This is a genomic window from Rhodanobacter sp. LX-99, from assembly GCF_018599185.1.
Lineage (GTDB): Bacteria > Pseudomonadota > Gammaproteobacteria > Xanthomonadales > Rhodanobacteraceae > Rhodanobacter.
In genome coordinates, this window is sequence record NZ_JAHFVL010000001.1 from 1,859,855 (window position 1) to 1,877,150 (window position 17,296).

A 17,296-nucleotide genomic window follows, 5' to 3' on the forward strand; every position below is an offset into this window, starting at 1 on the left:
GGACGGAGGTAGTTGAATTGGACTAATTGCCTCCGTCCCGTTTGATTGAATGCTTCAACTTGTCGATGGCTGTCATGACCTTTTCACACGCCGCGACCAGGTCGGACACGATGCGTTCGTCCACATCGAGCGCCCCTTCGTATTCGGCGACGTTGCGCATGTGATGGCACTTGTCCAGCACGCGCCATACTTCCGGCCCCAGGCCGAGTGTATGCGGCAGTGCCTGGAACACGATGTAGCGGTGACGGGCGCGATAGCCCTGGCTGCGCAACGCGGCCAGACACAATGCGTGCGCAGCGTTGTAGGCCAGGTCGAAGCGGCTTTCCAGCGCGAGCGATGCATTGCGTGCATCGACCAGTCGCGCCCTGCCGGAGCGAAGCAAGCCCTCGAACTCCGCTGCATCTGTTGGCTCCACCGCCAACGGTTTGCCGGTGCCGACGAGGTTCTCAAGCGACGAGGTCATGCTCGCCCCCGATCACCCAGAGCCGCGGCTGTGCCAGCACGCGGGTCACGAAGCTGTTGCCCGCGGCGATGCGCTTGTGCAGTTCGTCGCGGGTATAGAGCGTGGGGTGGATCTCCCGGCCCAGGCGCTCGATCAGCGGATGCAGGGCGGCCATGACGTCCGCATAGGTCAGCGCATCCGACACCAGCATCAGGTCGATGTCGCTGGCAGCGGTGTCGGTGCCTTTGGCTACCGAGCCGTACACGAACGCGGCCGGAATGTGCGGAGCCAGAGGTGCCAACATTTCGCGCAAGGGAGCAACAAGACCAAAGGTCTTGCGCACGATGGATACAAGCTCGGCATGGATGGGCGAGGCCGGATCGGCGCGATAGCGCTTCTGATTGCCGACGGGTTCCACCGCGATCAGGCCGCTACCGGCCAGCCGGGCGACCTCGCGCTGCACCGCGCCGCTGCCGGCACCGGTGGTCTGGATCAGTTCGCTGATGGTGAAGCTGCGGTCAGGCTGGCCGAACAGGCAGCCGAGGACGCGCTGCTGGGTGGCAGTGAACAATGCATCGGACAAGCCGGTGCTGGCGTAGAGCGCCGCTGCTTCGCTGATTCTGCTGCTTGTCCTTCTACCCATATTGGGCATGCTAATGCCCGAAATGGGCATATGCAAGGGTCGTTTGGCGCCGGTGGGGCGGGCCGCGGCGATGACATGGCGAGGGCATGGATGCCCGAGTCGAGGCAACGCAGGGTGCCGGATATCCGGTCAAGCAAGAGCATCGCGCGACGCGTCAGGGCGGCCCGGATTCCCCGACGAGAACAAACCAGTTGGCCTGCGCAGACAACCGCTGGTCACAGCGAGTCTCCGCTCGTCACAAAGTGCCAGCAACGCGTCGCCCCCACCGCGCAGACTCGATCGCATAACATCCTGTCGAGGCACATGCATGGCGCGCCATCCACTTCCCCTGCTCGCCTGCAGCCTCTTCGCGCTGGCCCTGTCCGGCCTCGCCGGCGCCCACACCGCCGACACGACACCCGCCACACCGGAGATCTTCGCGCCCGGCGCGATCTCCGGCCCGGCCGGCGTGGATTGCCTGACCTTCGCGCCCGACGGCGCCACCGTCTACTTCGACCAGCAGGCGGGCTGGAACGGTTTCATCATGGAATCGCATCGCGTCGGCAACGGCTGGTCGACGCCGCAGATCGCGCCGTTCTCCGGGCAATGGCAGGACCACGATCCGGCGATGGCGCCGGACGGCTCGTTCCTGCTGTACACGTCCAACCGCGCCGCGGTGGCCGGAGGGCCGGCGCTGCACGGCGGCCAGCTGTGGCGGGTCGACCGCCGCGGCGACGGCTGGGGCGAACCGCAGCGATTGCCCGATGCGGTGAACGTGGGCACCAGCGTCTACGCGCCCAGCGTGGCAGCCAACGGCGACGTGTACTACCAGCGGCGCGACGACGCTACGCACGAGTTCCACCTCTACCGCACCGCCTGGCGCGACGGCCGCTACCAGCCGCCGCAGCGGCTCGCGCTGGGCGATCCGGCCGCGCACGAACTGGATCCGGCAATCGCGCCGGACCAGTCGTTCATCGTGTTCGACGCCAACTACGCCGGCAAGGACAAGCCCGATCGGCTGTACATCGCCTTCCGCGAGGGCGACGGCTGGAGCGCGCCGGTCGACCTCGGCGATGCGGTGAACCGCTACGAGCCGTGGGGTTCGCACCTGGGCCCGGACGCCCGCACCCTGTACTTCACCAGCAACCACACGGCGAAGACGAGCTACCCGCGCTCGCCCGCGCAGGCGCGTGCCGACCTGGCGCGCATGCGCGCGTGGGACAACGGCAACAACCATATCTGGCGGGTGTCGCTGGCGCCGTGGCTGGCGGTGCACCGCGCGCCGTGAACCCGTTCCGTCCGCTGTCGCCGACGCGACCCATGCCACCTGGAGCAAGCATGTCCCCACGCTACCTCATCCTCGCCGCCTGCCTCGCCGCCACGCTCACCGCGCTGCCCGCCGCGCGGGCCGCCACCACCGGCGAGCTGCTCGGGCCCGGCGTGATTTCCACCGGATGGCAGGAAACCTCGGCCGCGCTGACGCCGGACGGCCAAACGCTGTACTTCATGCGCTCGGATTTCGCCGAAGCCGACGACACCATCATGGTTTCGCGGCGCGAAGGCGGCCGCTGGTCGACGCCGCAGGTGGCCGCGTTCTCCGGCCAGTGGCACGACTCCGAACCGACGCTGTCGCCCGACGGCGAGCGCCTGTACTTCGTCTCCAACCGGCCGCCGCGCCCGGGTGCGGCGCCGGTGATGGCCGAGATGAACGGGCGGCGTTTCCCCGGCACGAACCCGTGGTATGTCGCGCGGCAACCGAACGGCGCATGGGGTGCGCCGATCCACGTCGACGGTGCGCTCAACGACGGGGCGATGATCTACAACCCGTCGGTGGCGGCGAACGGCGACCTCTATTTTTCGGCGCATCGCGCGGATTCCGGCAAGGCGTACCAGATCTACGTGGCACGCGACCACGGCCACGCCGCGCCCGAGCGGCTGCCGCTGGGTGACTTGGCGAACAATCGCATGGATCCGGCGATCGATCCGCAAGGCCGCTTCCTGCTCTACGCCGGCAACGAGGGCGACGCGCTGGGCAGCGCCGACATCTACATCGTGTTCCGCCAGCCGGACGGCGGCTGGGGCAAGCCCGAACACCTGGACGGCGACGTCAACAGCCGCACGCTGGAGAATGCGCCGTCGCTGGGGCCGGCGTTCGGCGAGCTGTACGTATCGAGCGCGCGCCGCGACGACGTGCATTTCCCCAAGCCCCGCGACGATGCGGCCTCGCTGCAACGGCGCCTGCAGTCGCCATTGAACGGCTCGCGCAACCTCTGGCGCTTCGACATCTCCGCCCTGCTGCGTGCGCACGGCATCACGCCGGCGGCGGACGCCGCCCCGGCCCGCCGCACTTCCGCGAAGAAACCTGCATGAATTCCCGCTGCTGAAGGTGCGCTACACCCACACGTCGTTCTGCGCGGTATAGGCACCGCCGGCATCGCCGGTGTTGACCACGCCGCGTGGCTCGACAAGCATGACGCAGCATTCCTGCTCGGCCACGGGGCGATGCTCCACGCCTTTGGGTACGACGTACATTTCCCCGGCAGCGAGCGGGATGGCCTTGTCCCTGAACTCGAGCGTCATGGCGCCCTCGAGGACGATGAAGACTTCATCCGTGTCCGCATGCGAATGCCAGACGAACTCGCCCTGCAGCTTGACGAGCTTGAACTGGTAGTCATTCATCTCGGCAATGACGCGGGGTGACCAGTGTTCCGAGAACCGGGTGAGCTTGTCGCGCAAGTTGATCGCACGGTCCGTCATCGCGCACCTGACTGCACGTTGTCTTTCACATACTGCGGCGTCGTGCTGCGGATCTCGCCCGGCTCGGCAAGCAGCGCATGCGTGTCCCGCTGATAGTCGTGGAACCAGGGTTGCTGCGCGAACTCCCGGATGCCGGCCTGATCGCCGAGTCCGAACACGATGATCCTGTCGGGGTCGCTGTCGTCGTAGCAATAGTAGAAGTTGAGCGCGCTGCCGGCGATGTAGTCGCGGGCGTATTTTTCCCATACGCGCCTGACCTCGTCGCGCTGGCCGGGTTTGGCCTTGAGCATCACGAGACTCGCACTTTTGTTCATCGCATTCTCCTCGGGTTCGCCGGCTCCGCGGTCGTTGTGTCCGCCCGCCAAACACCAGGACGCGCCAGGAGCCGCAATCGTGACATGCCGCCCGGGGCTCCGTGATCAGGGCGGCAGCCAGATGGCGGGCTGGAGCATGCGGAGCGGTGGCTCGTGTCCGCCCTGCGGCGGGCGCATCTAGCGCTGCACGATGTGCGCGAACCATTCCCAGCCGCGCACGCGTTCGGTGATCAGCTTGGTGCAGGTCAGCATCGGCACCGCCAGCAGGGCGCCGGGGATGCCCCACAGCCAGCCCCACACCAGCAGCCACAGCAGGATCGCGATGGGCGACAGCCGCATGCTGGCGCCCTGGATGAACGGCGTGATCAGGTTGCCTTCCACCGCGGTGATGCCGGCGAAGGTCAGCACCGGCAGGAACACTTCGAGACTGGCATCGTTCGCGTAGAGCATGCATACGATCGCCAGCACGGTGGTGGTGACGATCGCGCCGACGTAGGGAATGAAGTTGGCGAACATCGCCACCGCGCCCCACAGCAGCGGGTCGGGCACCTTGTACAACCACAGCATGCCGGCGGTGACCGCGCCGAGGCTGGCGTTGATCAGCAGCGCGGTCAGCAGGTAGCGCGACACCTCGGTCTGGATGCCGCGCACGATGGTCACCGCGTGGCGCTTGTAGGCGAAGCCGGGGGTGATCTCCACCAGCCGGCGCAGCATCGAGTCGCCGTAGATCAGGAAGAAGAACACCAGCAGCAGCACGCTGAGCACGGCCGCCAGCACCTTCGGCGCAGTCGAGACCACGTCCCAGGCGCTGATCGAGACCGGCGCGGACTGCGGCACGGCCGCGCGGGTGCTGGAACCGCTGCTGACCAGGGTCTGGGTGGCGCGGTTGGCCGCCTCCAGCGGCTTGGTGAAGCTGCGCAGTTTCGGCACGAAGCTGCGGATCGCCGTGGGCGCGCCATGGAACCAGCCGATCGCCGGCTGCGCCAGCAGGCCCACGCCGCTGCCGATGCCGACGATCAGGCCGAGCATCAGCGCGCTGGCGGTGAGCCAGCGCGGCAGGCGGATGCGCGTGCCGAAGGCGACGATCGGGTTCAACGCCAACCCGATGAATGCGGCCAGCACCAGCGGAATCAGCAAGGCCTTGGTCAGGGTGATGGTGTACAGCAGCGCCAGCAGCAGCAGCGCGTTCAGCACCATGCGAACCGCATGCAGGTGCCGGCGCATGCCGCGCGCGGCATTCAACTGGCGCAGCCCATGGCGAACCGCCGTCTCTGCCGCCGCCGGCTCCGCCGGGACGGCGATGGAACCAGCCTCGGCCGCGCCTTCGTCCGGCGCGGGCGGGAACAACTGTTCGGGCTCGCTCATGCCGGCTCGCCGCCCTCGGCATCCGCTGCAGCAGCGGCGCGCGGCATCGCGCCCAGCTCCGCGATCAATCGCACGCCATGGGCCACCACCTCGGCCACGCCGCCACCGAGCAGCGGACCCAGCCCCGGCACCCGCAGCGGATGCACGCCGAGGCTGCCCAGCACGAAGCCGGCACCGGCGGCAACGCCCACCGTCGTCAGCGGATGCGCGCGGCCGCGCACCAGCAGGGCCGCCGCCGGCGTGGTCAACGCATGCCGCGCCGTGCGCATGCGCAACTGGGCGGCCCGCACCTTCGCCACGCGATCGAACATGCTCATGGCCGCTCCTCCTGCCGAGTGTCCTGCCCGGCCGTGCCGCCGGCTTCGGCCTTGTGCAGGGTCTCGCGCATCATCGCACTCCATTCGCCGCGTGTGGCGGGCAGGCTCATCCAGTGCATGCAGCGGCGGAACAGCGCGATCGCGCCCAGCAGGAACAGCAGCTGCAGCAACGCCAACGCCAGCAATGCCCAGATCCACGAACCGAACCACGCCGCCAGCAGCACGCCGACCAGGCCAAGCAGGGTCAGGCCGAGGGCGACTCCGGCCACGGTGGCGGCCAGCGCCGCCAGCAGCAGCCACGAGATCGCGCTGCGCGCCAGTCCCAGCTCCGCCGCCAGCAGCTGCATCTGCGCGCCGAACAGCCGCTTGACCGCACGCGCGAGCTGTCCAACCTCGGCCAGCAAGCCAGACGACGGCGGCGCCGGATCCGGCGCCGCCGCTGTGCGGGGTGACTCACCCTCGTCGTGCATTCCCGGCCCCTGTGTCGCGTCGCTCAACGTCGCAGGATACGGCCGATCAGCCAGCCGGCGCCGAGCGCGATGGCGACCGACTGCACCGGCTTCTCGCGCACGTAGTCGCGTACCTGTTCCAGCCACGCGTCGGCGCGGTCCATCGTCTCGTCATAGACCTCGCGGCCACGCTCGCTGGCCCGTGCGGCCTTGTCGCTGGCCTTGTGGGCCACGCCGGCAGCCTTGTCGGTGGCATGGTGCAGGCCTTCCTCGACATGGTCCGCGGCGCGATCCACCTTTTCCTTGGTGGCGGCCACCGCCTCGGAAGTGGCCTGCTTGATCCGTTCGGCGCGTTCGTCGATGCGATCGCCGACGGCCTGTTCGGGGGTCTGGACTTGCTTGTTCATTGCATGCTCCGGAGAAGACTGATGGTGGCACAGACGCGATGCGACGGCCGGCCGTCAACTGGCGCGGCGGAAGAACGCGATGATCGCCAGAATCAGGAAAATGACAAACAGGATCTTCGCGATGCCGGCAGCGGCGCCCGCGATGCCGCCAAAACCCAGCACGGCGGCGATGATCGCGATGACCAGGAAAACCAGGGCGTAGTGAAGCATGGGGGCATCCTCTTTGTAGTGAATGGCGGTCGTGGGGAAACCGCCTGCCGTCATTCACCCATAGCCCGTGCCATGCGGGTGTGAAGAGAGCCGGCACCGCCCTGCACGCGATGCCGACGTATGCGCCGGCATGTGTTCAGCCGGCGACCGCCGGGTTCAGGCTGTAGGTGCCGACCAGCTCCGCCTCGGCCAGCACGTGGCCGACCATCGCCGCGCGCAGTTCGGCCAGCGAAAAGCCCTTGGTCAGCGGCAGCGCGGCCACGTCGAGCGCGTGAACCTTGAAGTGATAGTGATGCAGCAGCGCGTCGTTCCACGGCGGGCACGGGCCGTCGTAGCCGAGGTACTCGCCGCCCATGTCGGCATCGCCGCTGAACCAGCCGGTGAAGTCGTTCACGCCCTGCACGCTGCCCGGCGGACCGAACGGCTCGCGCTTGCCGCGCGGGGTGACCTCGTCGCTGCAGGCGCCGGCGGCGAGCTCGCCGCATTCGGCGGGGATGTTCGCCATCAGCCAGTGCGTGAATTCCACCCGCGGCAGGTCCGCAGGCACGCTGCGGCCTTCCTGGTTCACGTCGTCGCCGCGGCTGGGCACGTCGGTGTCGATGCAGGTGAGCACGAACGAGCGGGTGGCGGACGGCGCGTTCTTCCAGGCCAGGTGCGGGCTCAGGTTGTCCGACAGCGCGAACGGCTCGGCGCGCTTGCCGAAGGCGAATTCAGCCGGGATCGGCTGGCCGTTCTCGAAATTGTCGCTGCGTAGTTGCATGGGGTGTCTCCGCTCGGGTTGCATGGAACGTGGAGTGCGATTCCTGCCTGCGCAGGAATGACGGCGGCGGGGCTCTTATCTCGTCATTCCTGCGCAGGCAGGAATCGCACTTCAACAGCTACAGAATAGTCGGATACAAGTCCCGCCACTCGGCATTGCCTTCGTTGATCAACCGCATCTTCCAGTCGCGCTTCCAGGCCTTGAGCGTCTTCTCGCGCAGGATCGCCGACTCCATGGTGGGATGAAGTTCGTACCACACCAGCGTATGCACACCGTAGCGGTGGGTATAACCCATCACCACATCGTTCCTGTGTTGCCAGATACGTTTGACCAGATCGCTGGTGACGCCGATATAAAGAACGCCATTCTTCTTGCTGGCCAGCATGTAGACGCAGGGTTGTCGCCGGTCCATGGCTATGCCTCGCATGGAAGTGCGATTCCTGCCTTCGCAGGAATGACGATGGTGTGGGTGATGAGTGAGCGTGTGACCTTTTTCCCTTTGTCATTCCTGCGAAGGCAGGAATCGCACTTCGCGCAGGAACGACGCGGGACTCACGGCTTGTACGTCACCCGATACACCGCACCGGCCAGGTCGTCGCTGACCAGCAGGCTGCCGTCGGGCAAGGGTTGCACGTCGGCCGGGCGGCCCCAGGCGCTTTCGTCTTGCTCGAAGCCGGTGATCAGCGGCTCGTACGAAACCACCTTGCTGCCGTTCAGGCGCGCCGTCATCACCCGGTAGCCGGACTTCTTCGTGCGGTTCCACGAGCCGTGCTCGGCCACGACGATCGCGCCCTTGTAGCCGGCCGGAAACTGTTTGCCTTCGTAGAAACGCATGCCGAGCGAGGCCACGTGTGCGCCGAGCTTCAACACCGGCGGCACGTAGTCCTTGCAGCTGTGGCCCTTGCCGAACTCGGGATCGAGGATGTCGCCCTGGTGGCAGTACGGATAGCCGAAGTGCTCGCCGGGGCGGGTGATCTCGTTCAGTTCGTCGCTGGGAACGTCGTCGCCGAGCAGGTCGCGGCCGTTGTCGGTGAACCACAGGCGCTTCGACCCCGGCTGCCAGTCGAAACCGACCGTGTTGCGGATGCCGCGGGCCACGTCTTCCCAGCCGCTGCCGTCGGCGTTCATGCGAATCAGCTTGCCGTGCGCCGGCGCCGGATCGCAGATGTTGCACGGCGCGCCGATCGGCACGTACAGCTTGCCGTCCGGGCCGAACGCGATGAACTTCCAGCCGTGGTGCGTCTCGGTGGGCAGCTTGTCGGTGACTACCGCGGGCTTCGGCGGGTCGTCCAGGTGGTTCTCGATGTCGCGCAGCACCAGGATCCGGCTCACCGCGGAGACGTACAGGTCGCCGCCCTTGAACGCCACGCCCACCGGCAGCTGCAGGCCGCTGGCGATCACCCGCACCTTCTCGGCGACGCCGTCGCCGTTCGCGTCGGTCAGCGCGTAGACCTTGCCGGCGCTGTTGGAGCCGACGAACACCGTGCCCTTCGCGCCCAGCGCGATCTCCCGCGCGTTCGGCACCTGGTCGGAATACACCGCGATGTGGAAACCCTTCGGCAGGGTCAGCCGGTCCAGCGGCAACGCCGCCTGCACCGGCAGGGACAGGACTACCAGCAACAACGACAGCAGCAGGCGCATGGCAATGCTCCTTGGCGTGGGGAAGTTGCAGGGTATACCGGCGCGCGCGCAGCCAGAAGTGGCGGCGCTCTGTAAACTGCACCCTTCCGAGGGGGACACATGAGCGAACTGGAGGATCTCACCACGCTGGTGCGCGCGGCCACGCCGCTGCTGGTGATCGAGACGGTGGACGAGCAGCGCGTGATCGAGTGCTTCCGCCACGTGATCGCGCAGGCGCTGCATCCGCTGTGGCGCTGGACGCTCACCGACGGCCTGGGCCGGCTCGACTTCGCGCAAGCCGACGCCGGGGTGGCGCCGGACGCCACCGCCACGCTGGACGCGATCCGCGCGCAGGACGAGCGCGGCATCTACCTGATGTTCGACTTCCACAGCCTGCTGCGCTACGCGATGAGCCTGCGCCAGCTGCGCGAGATCGTGCAGCGCCAGCGTTCGGCCGCGCACACCATCGTGCTGGTCGGCGCCAGGGTCGAGCTGCCGGAAGAACTCGAAGCGCTGGCCCTGCGCGTGCCGCTGTCGCTGCCCGACCTCAAGGAACTGGCCGGCATCCTGCGCGGCGAGGCGGTGGCCTGGCAGCGCGAGCAGGGCCGCAACGTCACGGTCGACAACGACGCCGCGCGCACCATCGTGCGCAACCTGCTCGGCCTGTCCGCACCGGACGCGCGGCGCATCGTGCGCAAGCTGATCTACAACGACGGCGCGCTCGGTCCGCAGGACCTGCCCGAGCTGATGCAGTCGAAGTTCGACCTGCTCAACCGTTCCGGCCTGCTGCACTACGAATACGCCACCGCCAGCTTCGCCGACATCGCCGGGGTCGGCCGCGTGCGCGAATGGGTGCAGCGCCGGCGCACGGTGTTTCTCGCCGCCACGCCCGACCCCGCGCTCGACCCGCCCAAGGGCGTGCTGCTGCTCGGCGTGCAGGGCTGCGGCAAGAGCCTTGCGGCGAAGGCGATCGCCGGCGGCTTCGGCGTGCCGCTGGTGCGGCTGGACTTCGGCACGCTGTACGACAAGTACCAGGGCGAGACCGAGAAGAACCTGCGCGAGGCGCTGGCCAGCACCGAGCTGCTGGCGCCGTGCGTGCTGTGGATCGACGAGATCGAGAAGGGCCTGGCCGGCGGCGGCGACGACGGCGGCGTGTCGCGCCGCGTACTCGGCTACCTGCTGACCTGGATGGCCGAACGCAAGGCCAAGGTCTTCGTCGTCGCCACCGCCAATGCGGTGCAGGAGCTGCCCGCCGAGCTGCTGCGCAAGGGCCGCTTCGACGAGATCTTCTTCGTCGACCTGCCGAAGGAAAACGTGCGCAGCGAAATCTTCGCGATGCACCTCACCCGCCGCAAGCTCGACCCCGCCGGCTTCGACCTGCCCGCCCTCGCCGCCGCCAGCGGCGGCTTCTCCGGCGCCGAAATCGAACAGACCATCGTCAGCGCGCTGTACGACGCCGCCGGCAACGGCACCCCGCCGGACCAGGCGACTTTGCTCAACGCGTTGAAGCAGACCCGCCCGCTGTCGGTGCTGATGCGCGAGCAGGTGGAAGCGCTGCGCGCGTGGGCGCAGGGACGCTGCGTGGCGGCGGACTGATTCAGACCGGTGAAAGGATGAGGCAGTATCGATCTGTCCACGTTCCAACTTCCCGCCTTCACCACCAGAGGAACGGCATCATGCAAAGACCGCTGCGGAAGGTTCGAGTGATCGGCGTTTGGCTCGTGCTGGCTGCTGGTATCGGCTTCGGCTCTCTGCCTGCGCACGCCACTGATCTGAAGCCGGGTACTCACGCCGGCACGCTACAGGGCGCTCCCTATCGCATCGATATCCCGGCCGACTGGAGCGGCGATCTGGTCATGCTGATGCACGGTTACCAGCCGGTGGGCGCGCCACGGACGACGCCGATGAAGGCAGTTGAAGCCACGCTCCTCTTTCTCAAGCAGGGTTATGCCGTCGCACAGAGCGAATACGCCTCGCAAGGCTGGGCCGTGGGCGATGCCGTCGTCGACAACGAACGTCTTCGCCATCATTTCATTCGCACCTTCGCCCGCCCTGCCCACACCTACATCTACGGCTTCTCGCTGGGCGGGCTGGAGACCGTGGCAAGCATCGAGCGCTACCGGCACGTCTACACCGGTGCGCTGGTCATGTGCGGCGTGACCGTTTCGACACCCGAACTCCTGTCGCACGCCGTAGTCACGCCGCTGGTGGCCTTCGATGCACTGATTCCCGGCGTCCTGCCGAACCTGGCCGCTCCTGATTCGCCACCGTTCATCCCTCCAGCTGTCTTCGCCAAGGCGCTGCAGGCTCACCCGAAGCAGGCCAGTCTGCTGGAAAAGCGTCTGCAGGAAACACCCGAAACGTTGCCATCGCTGGCGCTCTACTACATGGTGTTGCGTGAAATCGAGCAGCGTGCCGGCGGCATGCCGGTGGACAACCGCAAGACCGTCTATCACGGCTTCGGCGACGATGCTGCCTTCAACCGCCAGGTGCATCGCTATGCCGGCTCGCCCGCCGCCATGGCCTATGCCCAGCGCAACGTCACCTTGACCGGCCGTATCGACGTGCCGCTGGTGATGCAGTGGAACGCCTTCGATCAAACCATCCCGTCGCGATTCCATCCCGTCTATCCCGACCAGGTGCATGCGGCGGGTAACGGCAAGCTGCTGACTGTCCTCGCGCCGATCGGTGACGGCCACTGCAACTTCACCGACGCGCAGATCGCTGCGGCGTTCGAGACGCTCGTGCGCCAGGCGGGCACCGGAGGGCGTTGACCCCCTCGCAGGCTCCGCCAAGAGCGACATTTCGAGATCCGGCCGGGAGACTAGAAACGCAGCCCCGGTGGCCTATTGCAGTCGTATTTTTCGTCGACCTTATCCACGTCGCCCGGCGAGATGTGTCGTGCACTCAACTCCTGCGGAGTGAGATGGCGCCACACATCGACATCGATACAGTGGCTATCTTTGACACCAAGCGCCCGCTGGGTCGTGCGTATCACCGCGCCTATGCCCTGGCTCATGGGATCGACCAAACGGATGCCAGGCACAAAGGGCGTATCGGATCCGGGCACTCCGTGAACGGAGTGGGAGCGTTGGGCATCGCGCAGCTGCTCCTGAAAGCCTCCGTCGCTGGTGGAATCGTCCTCGCTCGTATCCGGGTTTCCTGCACCGGTTGAACGCGTTTCGTGGGGCCGCATGGCGGCAACGTGTGCAGTTTGTCGAACTGCCAGCGGTTTCGACGACCTTGCCGGTGGCGTTGCATGGCTGCGCACGGCCGGCGCGATCGGACGGTGCGCCGGCAGCTGTGGTGCCTGAAAAAAACGCAGCTTGAGCGCCAGCGGGTTGTCTGCCACGACCGGAGTCGTGCCCCGATAGAAGATGACTGGCCGCAGCAACAGCATCAGTAAACCAAGGTGGCAGCCGATCACCACGACCAGGACCGCGACCCGGTAACCCGACTCGCGCAAGCTGCTGGACTTCCCCGGCTCTTCTCTCACGGTCGAGCCTTCCCTTGGCGCAGGCATCGGGTGGACCGCCCGGACGCTTGCAAAGTTCCTTCGCTGCACATCGGCGAGTATCGTTGCGCGGTAGCTGCGTGCGCGCAGCCGTTCGAGAAACAGGCGTCGATGGAAGCACAGGATCTGCAAAAGCTGGTGACGGTGCGCATGCCCTACGGCAAGTACGAGGGGCGGCTGATCGCCGACCTGCCCGGCGCGTACCTGGCCTGGTTCGCACGCAAGGGTTTTCCCGCGGGCGAGCTGGGCCGGTTGCTGGCGCTGATGCTGGAAATCGATCACAACGGCTTGTCCCGGCTGCTGGAACCGCTGCGCCGGCGCCCTTCCTGAGCCCCGCTGGTTACACTGCGCGAATGGACGACGCCAGCCTTTTCCGCACTGCCGCCGCTGCCCTGGCCGGCGACGGCTGGTGCGCGCTGACCGGCCTGCTGGCACCGGCGCAGACCCGTGCACTGGCCGGCGAATGTGCTGCGTTGCATGCGGCGCGACAACTCGCGCCGGCGCGGGTCGGCGCGGCGCACACGGCCACGGAGTTGCGCGGCGACCGCACGCAGTGGTTCGACCCGGCGGCAGCGAGTCCGCCGCAGCGGGCGTTCATCGCGCGCCTCGACGCACTGCGCATCGCGCTCAACCGCGAGTTGATGCTGGGCCTGGTCGAGTGCGAGTCGCACTACGCGGTGTACCGGCCCGGCGCCGGTTACGCGCGGCATCTCGACCGCCTGCGCGGCACCGACGCGCGGGTGGTCTCGGCGGTGTTCTATCTCAACGAGAACTGGCAGGAAACCGACGGCGGCGCGTTGCGGCTCTATCTGGAAGACGGCACGCACCGCGACATCTTTCCGCACGCCGGCACCTTGCTGCTGTTCCTCTCCGCGCAGTTCGAGCACGAGGTGCTGCCGGCCACGCGCGAGCGCCTGAGCATCGCCTGCTGGATGCGGCAGCGCTCGCTTGGGACGGCCGTCTAAACGCCTGCCCGAAATCTTGCCTAGCGGGAATCCGCACCGAGCAACTCGATCTCGGCCAGGGCGCGCCCGGCGTTCGTCGTCGCCGCGTCGACCTGCAGGCGGTAGTACGCGTACTCGCCCGGTTTCCGCACGGCGAAGGCGCGGGTCTGCCGCGGCCAGGCGAAGCGTTCGTCGCGGCGCGTATCGAGGGTGGACCAGTGCCGCCCGTCGGCGGACCCCTGCAACTGCCATCCCGATGGCGCCGCGGCCGTGCTGCCCGCGGTCAGCGTGAGCATCGTCACCCGGCGTGGCAGCCCCAGGTACCAGTCGATCGTGGCCGTGGCAACCGGCCATGCCACTTCGCTGCCGGAGTCGTTGTCGAACAGCAGCGGCAGGCCCGGGATGACGGGGGTGCTGCGGACCCGGTCCAATCGCTTTTCGACGAGATCGTGCAACGGTTGCGGCAGGCCCTTGGCGGTGAGCGACGGCGGCAGCGCGTCCTCGCCGCTGGCCCAGCGCGACGGACGCGGCCCCATCGTGAATTCCAGCGTGGCGCCCTGCGCCAGCAACGCATGCGGCAGGGTCAGCCGCTGCCACGGCCGGCCATTGACGCGCAGGCCCTGCACGTAGCGGTTGACGTCGCTCACCGCAGGCGCGTCGATCACCAGGTGCTTGCCGTTCTCCAGCGCGATGTCCATGTGCGGGAAGTACGGCGCGCCGATCACGTATTCCGGCGTGCCCATGCGCAGCGGATAGAAGCCGGCGGCGCTGAACAGGTACCAGGCGGACATCTCGCCGTTGTCCTCGTCGCCCGGGTAGCCCTGGCCGATCTCGCTGCCCACGTAGAGGCGGCTCAGCACGTCGCGCACCTTGTCCTGCGTCTTCCACGGCTGGCCCGCATGGCCGTACATGTAGATGATGTGATGCGACGGCTGGTTGCTGTGGCCGTACTGACCCATGCGCACGTCGCGCGCTTCGAGCATCTCGTGGATCGGCTCACCGTAGCTGCCGACGTGGAATTCGCCGGGCGTGGCGAAGAACGCGTCGAGCTTCGCGGCCAGGCCGGCACGACCGCCGTACAGCGCGGCCAGGCCGGCGCCGTCCTGCGGTGCGTGGAAGGCCATGTTCCAGGCGTTGGTCTCGGTGTAGTCGCCGCCCCAGCGCAGCGGGTCGAAGTGCTTCGCGTCGTAGCGCCACTTGCCTGCTGCGTCGCGACCCACGAAGAAGCCGACGGCGGGATCGAACAGGTTCGCGTAGCCGAGCGCGCGCTGGCGGAAGTACGCTGCATCGTCGACGTAGTGCGCGGCATACGGATCGCCCGCCGCCGGCTTCGCCGCCAGCGCGGCGGCGAGATTGCCGATCGCGAAATCGTTGATATAGCCGTCCATCGACCACGACAGTCCCTCGTCGACGCCGCTGTCGGTGTAGCCGTTGAAGGCCGCCCGCTCGAGCCCCTTGCGGCCGGTGCCGGCGAGTGGGCTGGCCACGGTCGCGTCCTTCAAGGCGGACTGGTAGAACGCATGCACGTCGAAGTTGCGCACGCCCTTCAGCCATGCATCGGCGAACGCCACGTCGGCGCTGGTGCCGACCATCAGGTCGGCGTAGCCGGGCGACGACCAGCGCGCGATCCAGCCGCCGTCGCGGTACTGCTGCACGAAGCCGTCGATCATCTCGCCGGCTTGCGTCGGCGTGAACAGCACGTAGGCCGGCCATGCGGTGCGGTAGGTGTCCCAGAAGCCGTTGTTGACGTACGGCTTGCCGTCGACGACGCGCGCGCCGGTCCGGGTGGGCGTGTCCGGGCCGACCGGCGCGGAGAACGGGCTGGCGTAGCGGCAGTGCGGCTGCGCCGCCGTGCCGGTGTTCTCGTAGGCGGAGTTCGGATACAGGAACAGCCGGTACAGGTTGGAGTACAGCGTGGTCAGCTCGTCGCGGCTGGCGCCGCGCACCTTGACGATGCCGAGCTGCGCATCCCACTGCCGCTGCGCGCGGCCGCGCACGTCGTCGAAGGTCTCGTGCGGCGCTATCTCCAGCGCCAGGTTGTGCCGCGCTTGCGCCACGCCGATCAGCGAGGTGGCGATGCGCAGGTTAAGCACTTTCGCCTTCGTGGTGTCGAAGCCGAACCAGGCGGCGACCTGGTCGCGGCCTTCGCCGGTGAGCCGGCCGCTTTCACTGACCGGCTGGTCGACCTCGCCGTAGAAGAACAGCCGGGTGGCGCCGGCGGACAGCCGGCTTTTCACGTCGGACCAGCCGCTGAAGCTGCGCCCGGAGGGATCGAGCACGATGCCGCCGTGGTCGTCGCGGTTGTCGAACACCAGCTGCGCGCGGTCGCCCGCGAAGGTGAAGCGGAACATCGCGGCGTGGTCGGTCGGCGCGACCTCGGTGACGATGCCGTTGTCGAACGCGACGCGATAGGTGTGCGCGTGCGCAGTCTCGTTCGCATGGCTGAAGCTCAGCGCACGTGCCGCCCGATTCGCGCTCGGCGCACCGCGGGCGACCGCGGCCGGCATCAGCTGGAAGGTCTGCCGGTCGCCCATCCACGGGCTGGGTTCGTGCGACAGCGCGAACGCCTCCAGCCGCGGGCGGTTGTCGGGGCCGTTGCGCTGCTGGTACTGGTACATCCAGTCGGAGCCGGCATCGGTCACCGGCGTCCAGAAATTGAAGCCGTGCGGCACCGCCACCGCGGGAAAGTTGTTGCCGCGCGAGAAGCGGGCGTTCGAGTTGGTGCCGCGGCGGGTGTCGACGAAGTCGCTGGGGCGCCGGCGCGTATCGGCGGGCGCGGCGCCGAGGCGCAGGTCGTCCAGGTAGCCCTCGAAGCTGGCGGCCGGACCGTCGTGGCTCAGCACGATGCGCTTGATCGTGCGCCCGGCGGCGACCGCGCCCACGTCGACCGACAGATAGTTCCACTGGTCCGGATACAGGGTGCGGCCGTCGCCCTGCGCGCGCGCCGAGGCGCCGATTCGATGCTGGTCGCGCGCGCCGCGGGTGGACAGCCGGCTGCCGTCGTCGAACAGCAGATCCACCGCCACATAGGTGGAAGGATTGCGCAGGTCGCCCGCGTTCGACACCGGGAAGATCAGGTACGACAGCTGCGTATCCGGCTGTACCGGCAGGTCCACCGCGTACAGCTCCGCCTGCTGTTGCCCGCTCGCGCTGCCGCGGTAGTGCAGCGAATGCAGCCCGCTGAAACCGACCCCGGGCTTGGCGGTGAGCGCCGCCGCCGCAGCGGGGCCACCGGCCACGTCGGCGGAGAACGACGACGTGGCCGGCGACGCCATGGGTACCGGTTCCGCCGGCTCGAACGAGCGCAGGAAGATTGCTCCGGGCGTGGCCGCGATCGCCAGCATCGGCGCCGCGCAGGCCAGCCACAGCCCGCGGCGAAGATGGCGGCGGGCGCGGGCGAATGTCGTCGATGGCAATGCGGTCACGGCCAGCCTCAGTGTCGGTGGGGGCAGCGGTACTTCGTGCGGTCGCGCCGGCCGGCACGTGGTGGCCAGAGCATGGGAACGCCGGCATGATGCAATTTGTATCGATCTAAATTTGTTCTGTCAAACCGCGCCGCAGCATTCCCGGCACGG

The 17,296-nt window shown here is 67.9% G+C and carries 20 protein-coding genes; 6 read left to right on the top strand and 14 right to left on the bottom strand.

Annotation, left to right across the window (positions count from 1 at the left end; all coding sequences use genetic code 11):
• Nucleotides 1-22 precede the first annotated feature (22 nt).
• On the bottom strand, nt 23-463 hold the full coding sequence (locus KK131_RS08535; protein ID WP_214556230.1) for a hypothetical protein: 441 nt from the start codon (nt 461-463) through the stop codon (nt 23-25).
• Nucleotides 447-1,115: a nucleotidyltransferase domain-containing protein gene (locus tag KK131_RS08540; protein WP_250887015.1), complete on the bottom strand. Its 669-nt coding sequence runs from the start codon at nt 1,113-1,115 to the stop codon at nt 447-449. The genes KK131_RS08535 and KK131_RS08540 overlap by 17 nt, the downstream gene beginning before the upstream one ends.
• Before the next feature lie 277 nt (nt 1,116-1,392).
• Here KK131_RS08540 and KK131_RS08545 point away from each other — a divergent pair, with 277 nt between their 5' ends.
• Both KK131_RS08545 and KK131_RS08550 read left to right on the top strand, forming a co-directional pair.
• Nucleotides 1,393-2,352, top strand: coding sequence for a PD40 domain-containing protein (locus tag KK131_RS08545; protein ID WP_214556231.1), 960 nt, complete (start codon nt 1,393-1,395; stop codon nt 2,350-2,352).
• 50 nt (nt 2,353-2,402) lie between these two features.
• On the top strand, nt 2,403-3,434 hold the full coding sequence (locus KK131_RS08550; protein ID WP_214556232.1) for a PD40 domain-containing protein: 1,032 nt from the start codon (nt 2,403-2,405) through the stop codon (nt 3,432-3,434).
• Nucleotides 3,435-3,455: 21 nt separating this feature from the next.
• Here KK131_RS08550 and KK131_RS08555 read toward each other — a convergent pair whose 3' ends face one another.
• The 10 genes from KK131_RS08555 to KK131_RS08600 all read right to left on the bottom strand — a co-directional run bounded on the left by KK131_RS08555 (nt 3,456) and on the right by KK131_RS08600 (nt 9,284).
• Nucleotides 3,456-3,821: a cupin domain-containing protein gene (locus KK131_RS08555; RefSeq protein WP_214556233.1), complete on the bottom strand. Its 366-nt coding sequence runs from the start codon at nt 3,819-3,821 to the stop codon at nt 3,456-3,458.
• Nucleotides 3,818-4,135: a hypothetical protein gene (locus tag KK131_RS08560; protein WP_214556234.1), complete on the bottom strand. Its 318-nt coding sequence runs from the start codon at nt 4,133-4,135 to the stop codon at nt 3,818-3,820. Before KK131_RS08560 ends, KK131_RS08555 begins: the two co-directional genes overlap by 4 nt.
• A gap of 177 nt (nt 4,136-4,312) precedes the next feature.
• Nucleotides 4,313-5,500: an AI-2E family transporter gene (locus KK131_RS08565; RefSeq protein WP_214556235.1), complete on the bottom strand. Its 1,188-nt coding sequence runs from the start codon at nt 5,498-5,500 to the stop codon at nt 4,313-4,315.
• Nucleotides 5,497-5,817: a hypothetical protein gene (locus KK131_RS08570; protein ID WP_214556236.1), complete on the bottom strand. Its 321-nt coding sequence runs from the start codon at nt 5,815-5,817 to the stop codon at nt 5,497-5,499. Before KK131_RS08570 ends, KK131_RS08565 begins: the two co-directional genes overlap by 4 nt.
• Nucleotides 5,814-6,287: an ABC transporter ATP-binding protein gene (locus KK131_RS08575; protein WP_214556237.1), complete on the bottom strand. Its 474-nt coding sequence runs from the start codon at nt 6,285-6,287 to the stop codon at nt 5,814-5,816. Before KK131_RS08575 ends, KK131_RS08570 begins: the two co-directional genes overlap by 4 nt.
• 23 nt (nt 6,288-6,310) lie before the next feature.
• Nucleotides 6,311-6,673 carry a DUF883 family protein gene (locus KK131_RS08580; RefSeq protein ID WP_214556238.1) on the bottom strand — a complete coding sequence of 121 codons (363 nt, stop codon included), beginning with the start codon at nt 6,671-6,673 and terminating at the stop codon, nt 6,311-6,313.
• 54 nt (nt 6,674-6,727) lie between these two features.
• A complete protein-coding gene (locus KK131_RS08585) occupies nt 6,728-6,883 on the bottom strand; it encodes a DUF1328 domain-containing protein (protein ID WP_007809737.1) in 156 nt (51 codons plus the stop codon).
• 136 nt (nt 6,884-7,019) lie between these two features.
• A complete protein-coding gene (locus KK131_RS08590) occupies nt 7,020-7,643 on the bottom strand; it encodes a YbhB/YbcL family Raf kinase inhibitor-like protein (RefSeq protein ID WP_214556239.1) in 624 nt (207 codons plus the stop codon).
• A gap of 118 nt (nt 7,644-7,761) precedes the next feature.
• Nucleotides 7,762-8,055 carry a GIY-YIG nuclease family protein gene (locus tag KK131_RS08595; protein ID WP_214556240.1) on the bottom strand — a complete coding sequence of 98 codons (294 nt, stop codon included), beginning with the start codon at nt 8,053-8,055 and terminating at the stop codon, nt 7,762-7,764.
• Nucleotides 8,056-8,195: 140 nt separating this feature from the next.
• On the bottom strand, nt 8,196-9,284 hold the full coding sequence (locus tag KK131_RS08600) for a PQQ-dependent sugar dehydrogenase (RefSeq protein ID WP_214556241.1): 1,089 nt from the start codon (nt 9,282-9,284) through the stop codon (nt 8,196-8,198).
• Nucleotides 9,285-9,383: 99 nt separating this feature from the next.
• Here KK131_RS08600 and KK131_RS08605 point away from each other — a divergent pair, with 99 nt between their 5' ends.
• Nucleotides 9,384-10,859, top strand: a complete 1,476-nt coding sequence (locus KK131_RS08605) for an AAA family ATPase (protein WP_214556242.1) — start codon at nt 9,384-9,386, stop codon at nt 10,857-10,859.
• A gap of 80 nt (nt 10,860-10,939) precedes the next feature.
• Entirely contained in the window at nt 10,940-12,037 is a 1,098-nt protein-coding gene (locus KK131_RS08610; RefSeq protein WP_214556243.1) for a hypothetical protein, read from the top strand.
• Nucleotides 12,038-12,087: 50 nt separating this feature from the next.
• Here the strand turns inward: KK131_RS08610 and KK131_RS08615 are convergent, their stop codons facing one another.
• Nucleotides 12,088-12,759, bottom strand: a complete 672-nt coding sequence (locus KK131_RS08615) for a hypothetical protein (protein WP_214556244.1) — start codon at nt 12,757-12,759, stop codon at nt 12,088-12,090.
• 129 nt (nt 12,760-12,888) lie between these two features.
• Here KK131_RS08615 and KK131_RS08620 point away from each other — a divergent pair, with 129 nt between their 5' ends.
• Together KK131_RS08620 and KK131_RS08625 are read left to right on the top strand one after the other, a co-directional pair.
• Nucleotides 12,889-13,107 (top strand): DUF3820 family protein, encoded by a 219-nt coding sequence (locus KK131_RS08620; protein WP_214556245.1) that lies wholly within the window; start codon nt 12,889-12,891, stop codon nt 13,105-13,107.
• Nucleotides 13,108-13,130: 23 nt separating this feature from the next.
• Nucleotides 13,131-13,742, top strand: coding sequence for a 2OG-Fe(II) oxygenase (locus KK131_RS08625; RefSeq protein WP_214556246.1), 612 nt, complete (start codon nt 13,131-13,133; stop codon nt 13,740-13,742).
• A gap of 20 nt (nt 13,743-13,762) precedes the next feature.
• Here KK131_RS08625 and KK131_RS08630 read toward each other — a convergent pair whose 3' ends face one another.
• Entirely contained in the window at nt 13,763-17,065 is a 3,303-nt protein-coding gene (locus KK131_RS08630) for a GH92 family glycosyl hydrolase (protein WP_214556694.1), read from the bottom strand.
• Nucleotides 17,066-17,296 lie beyond the last annotated feature (231 nt).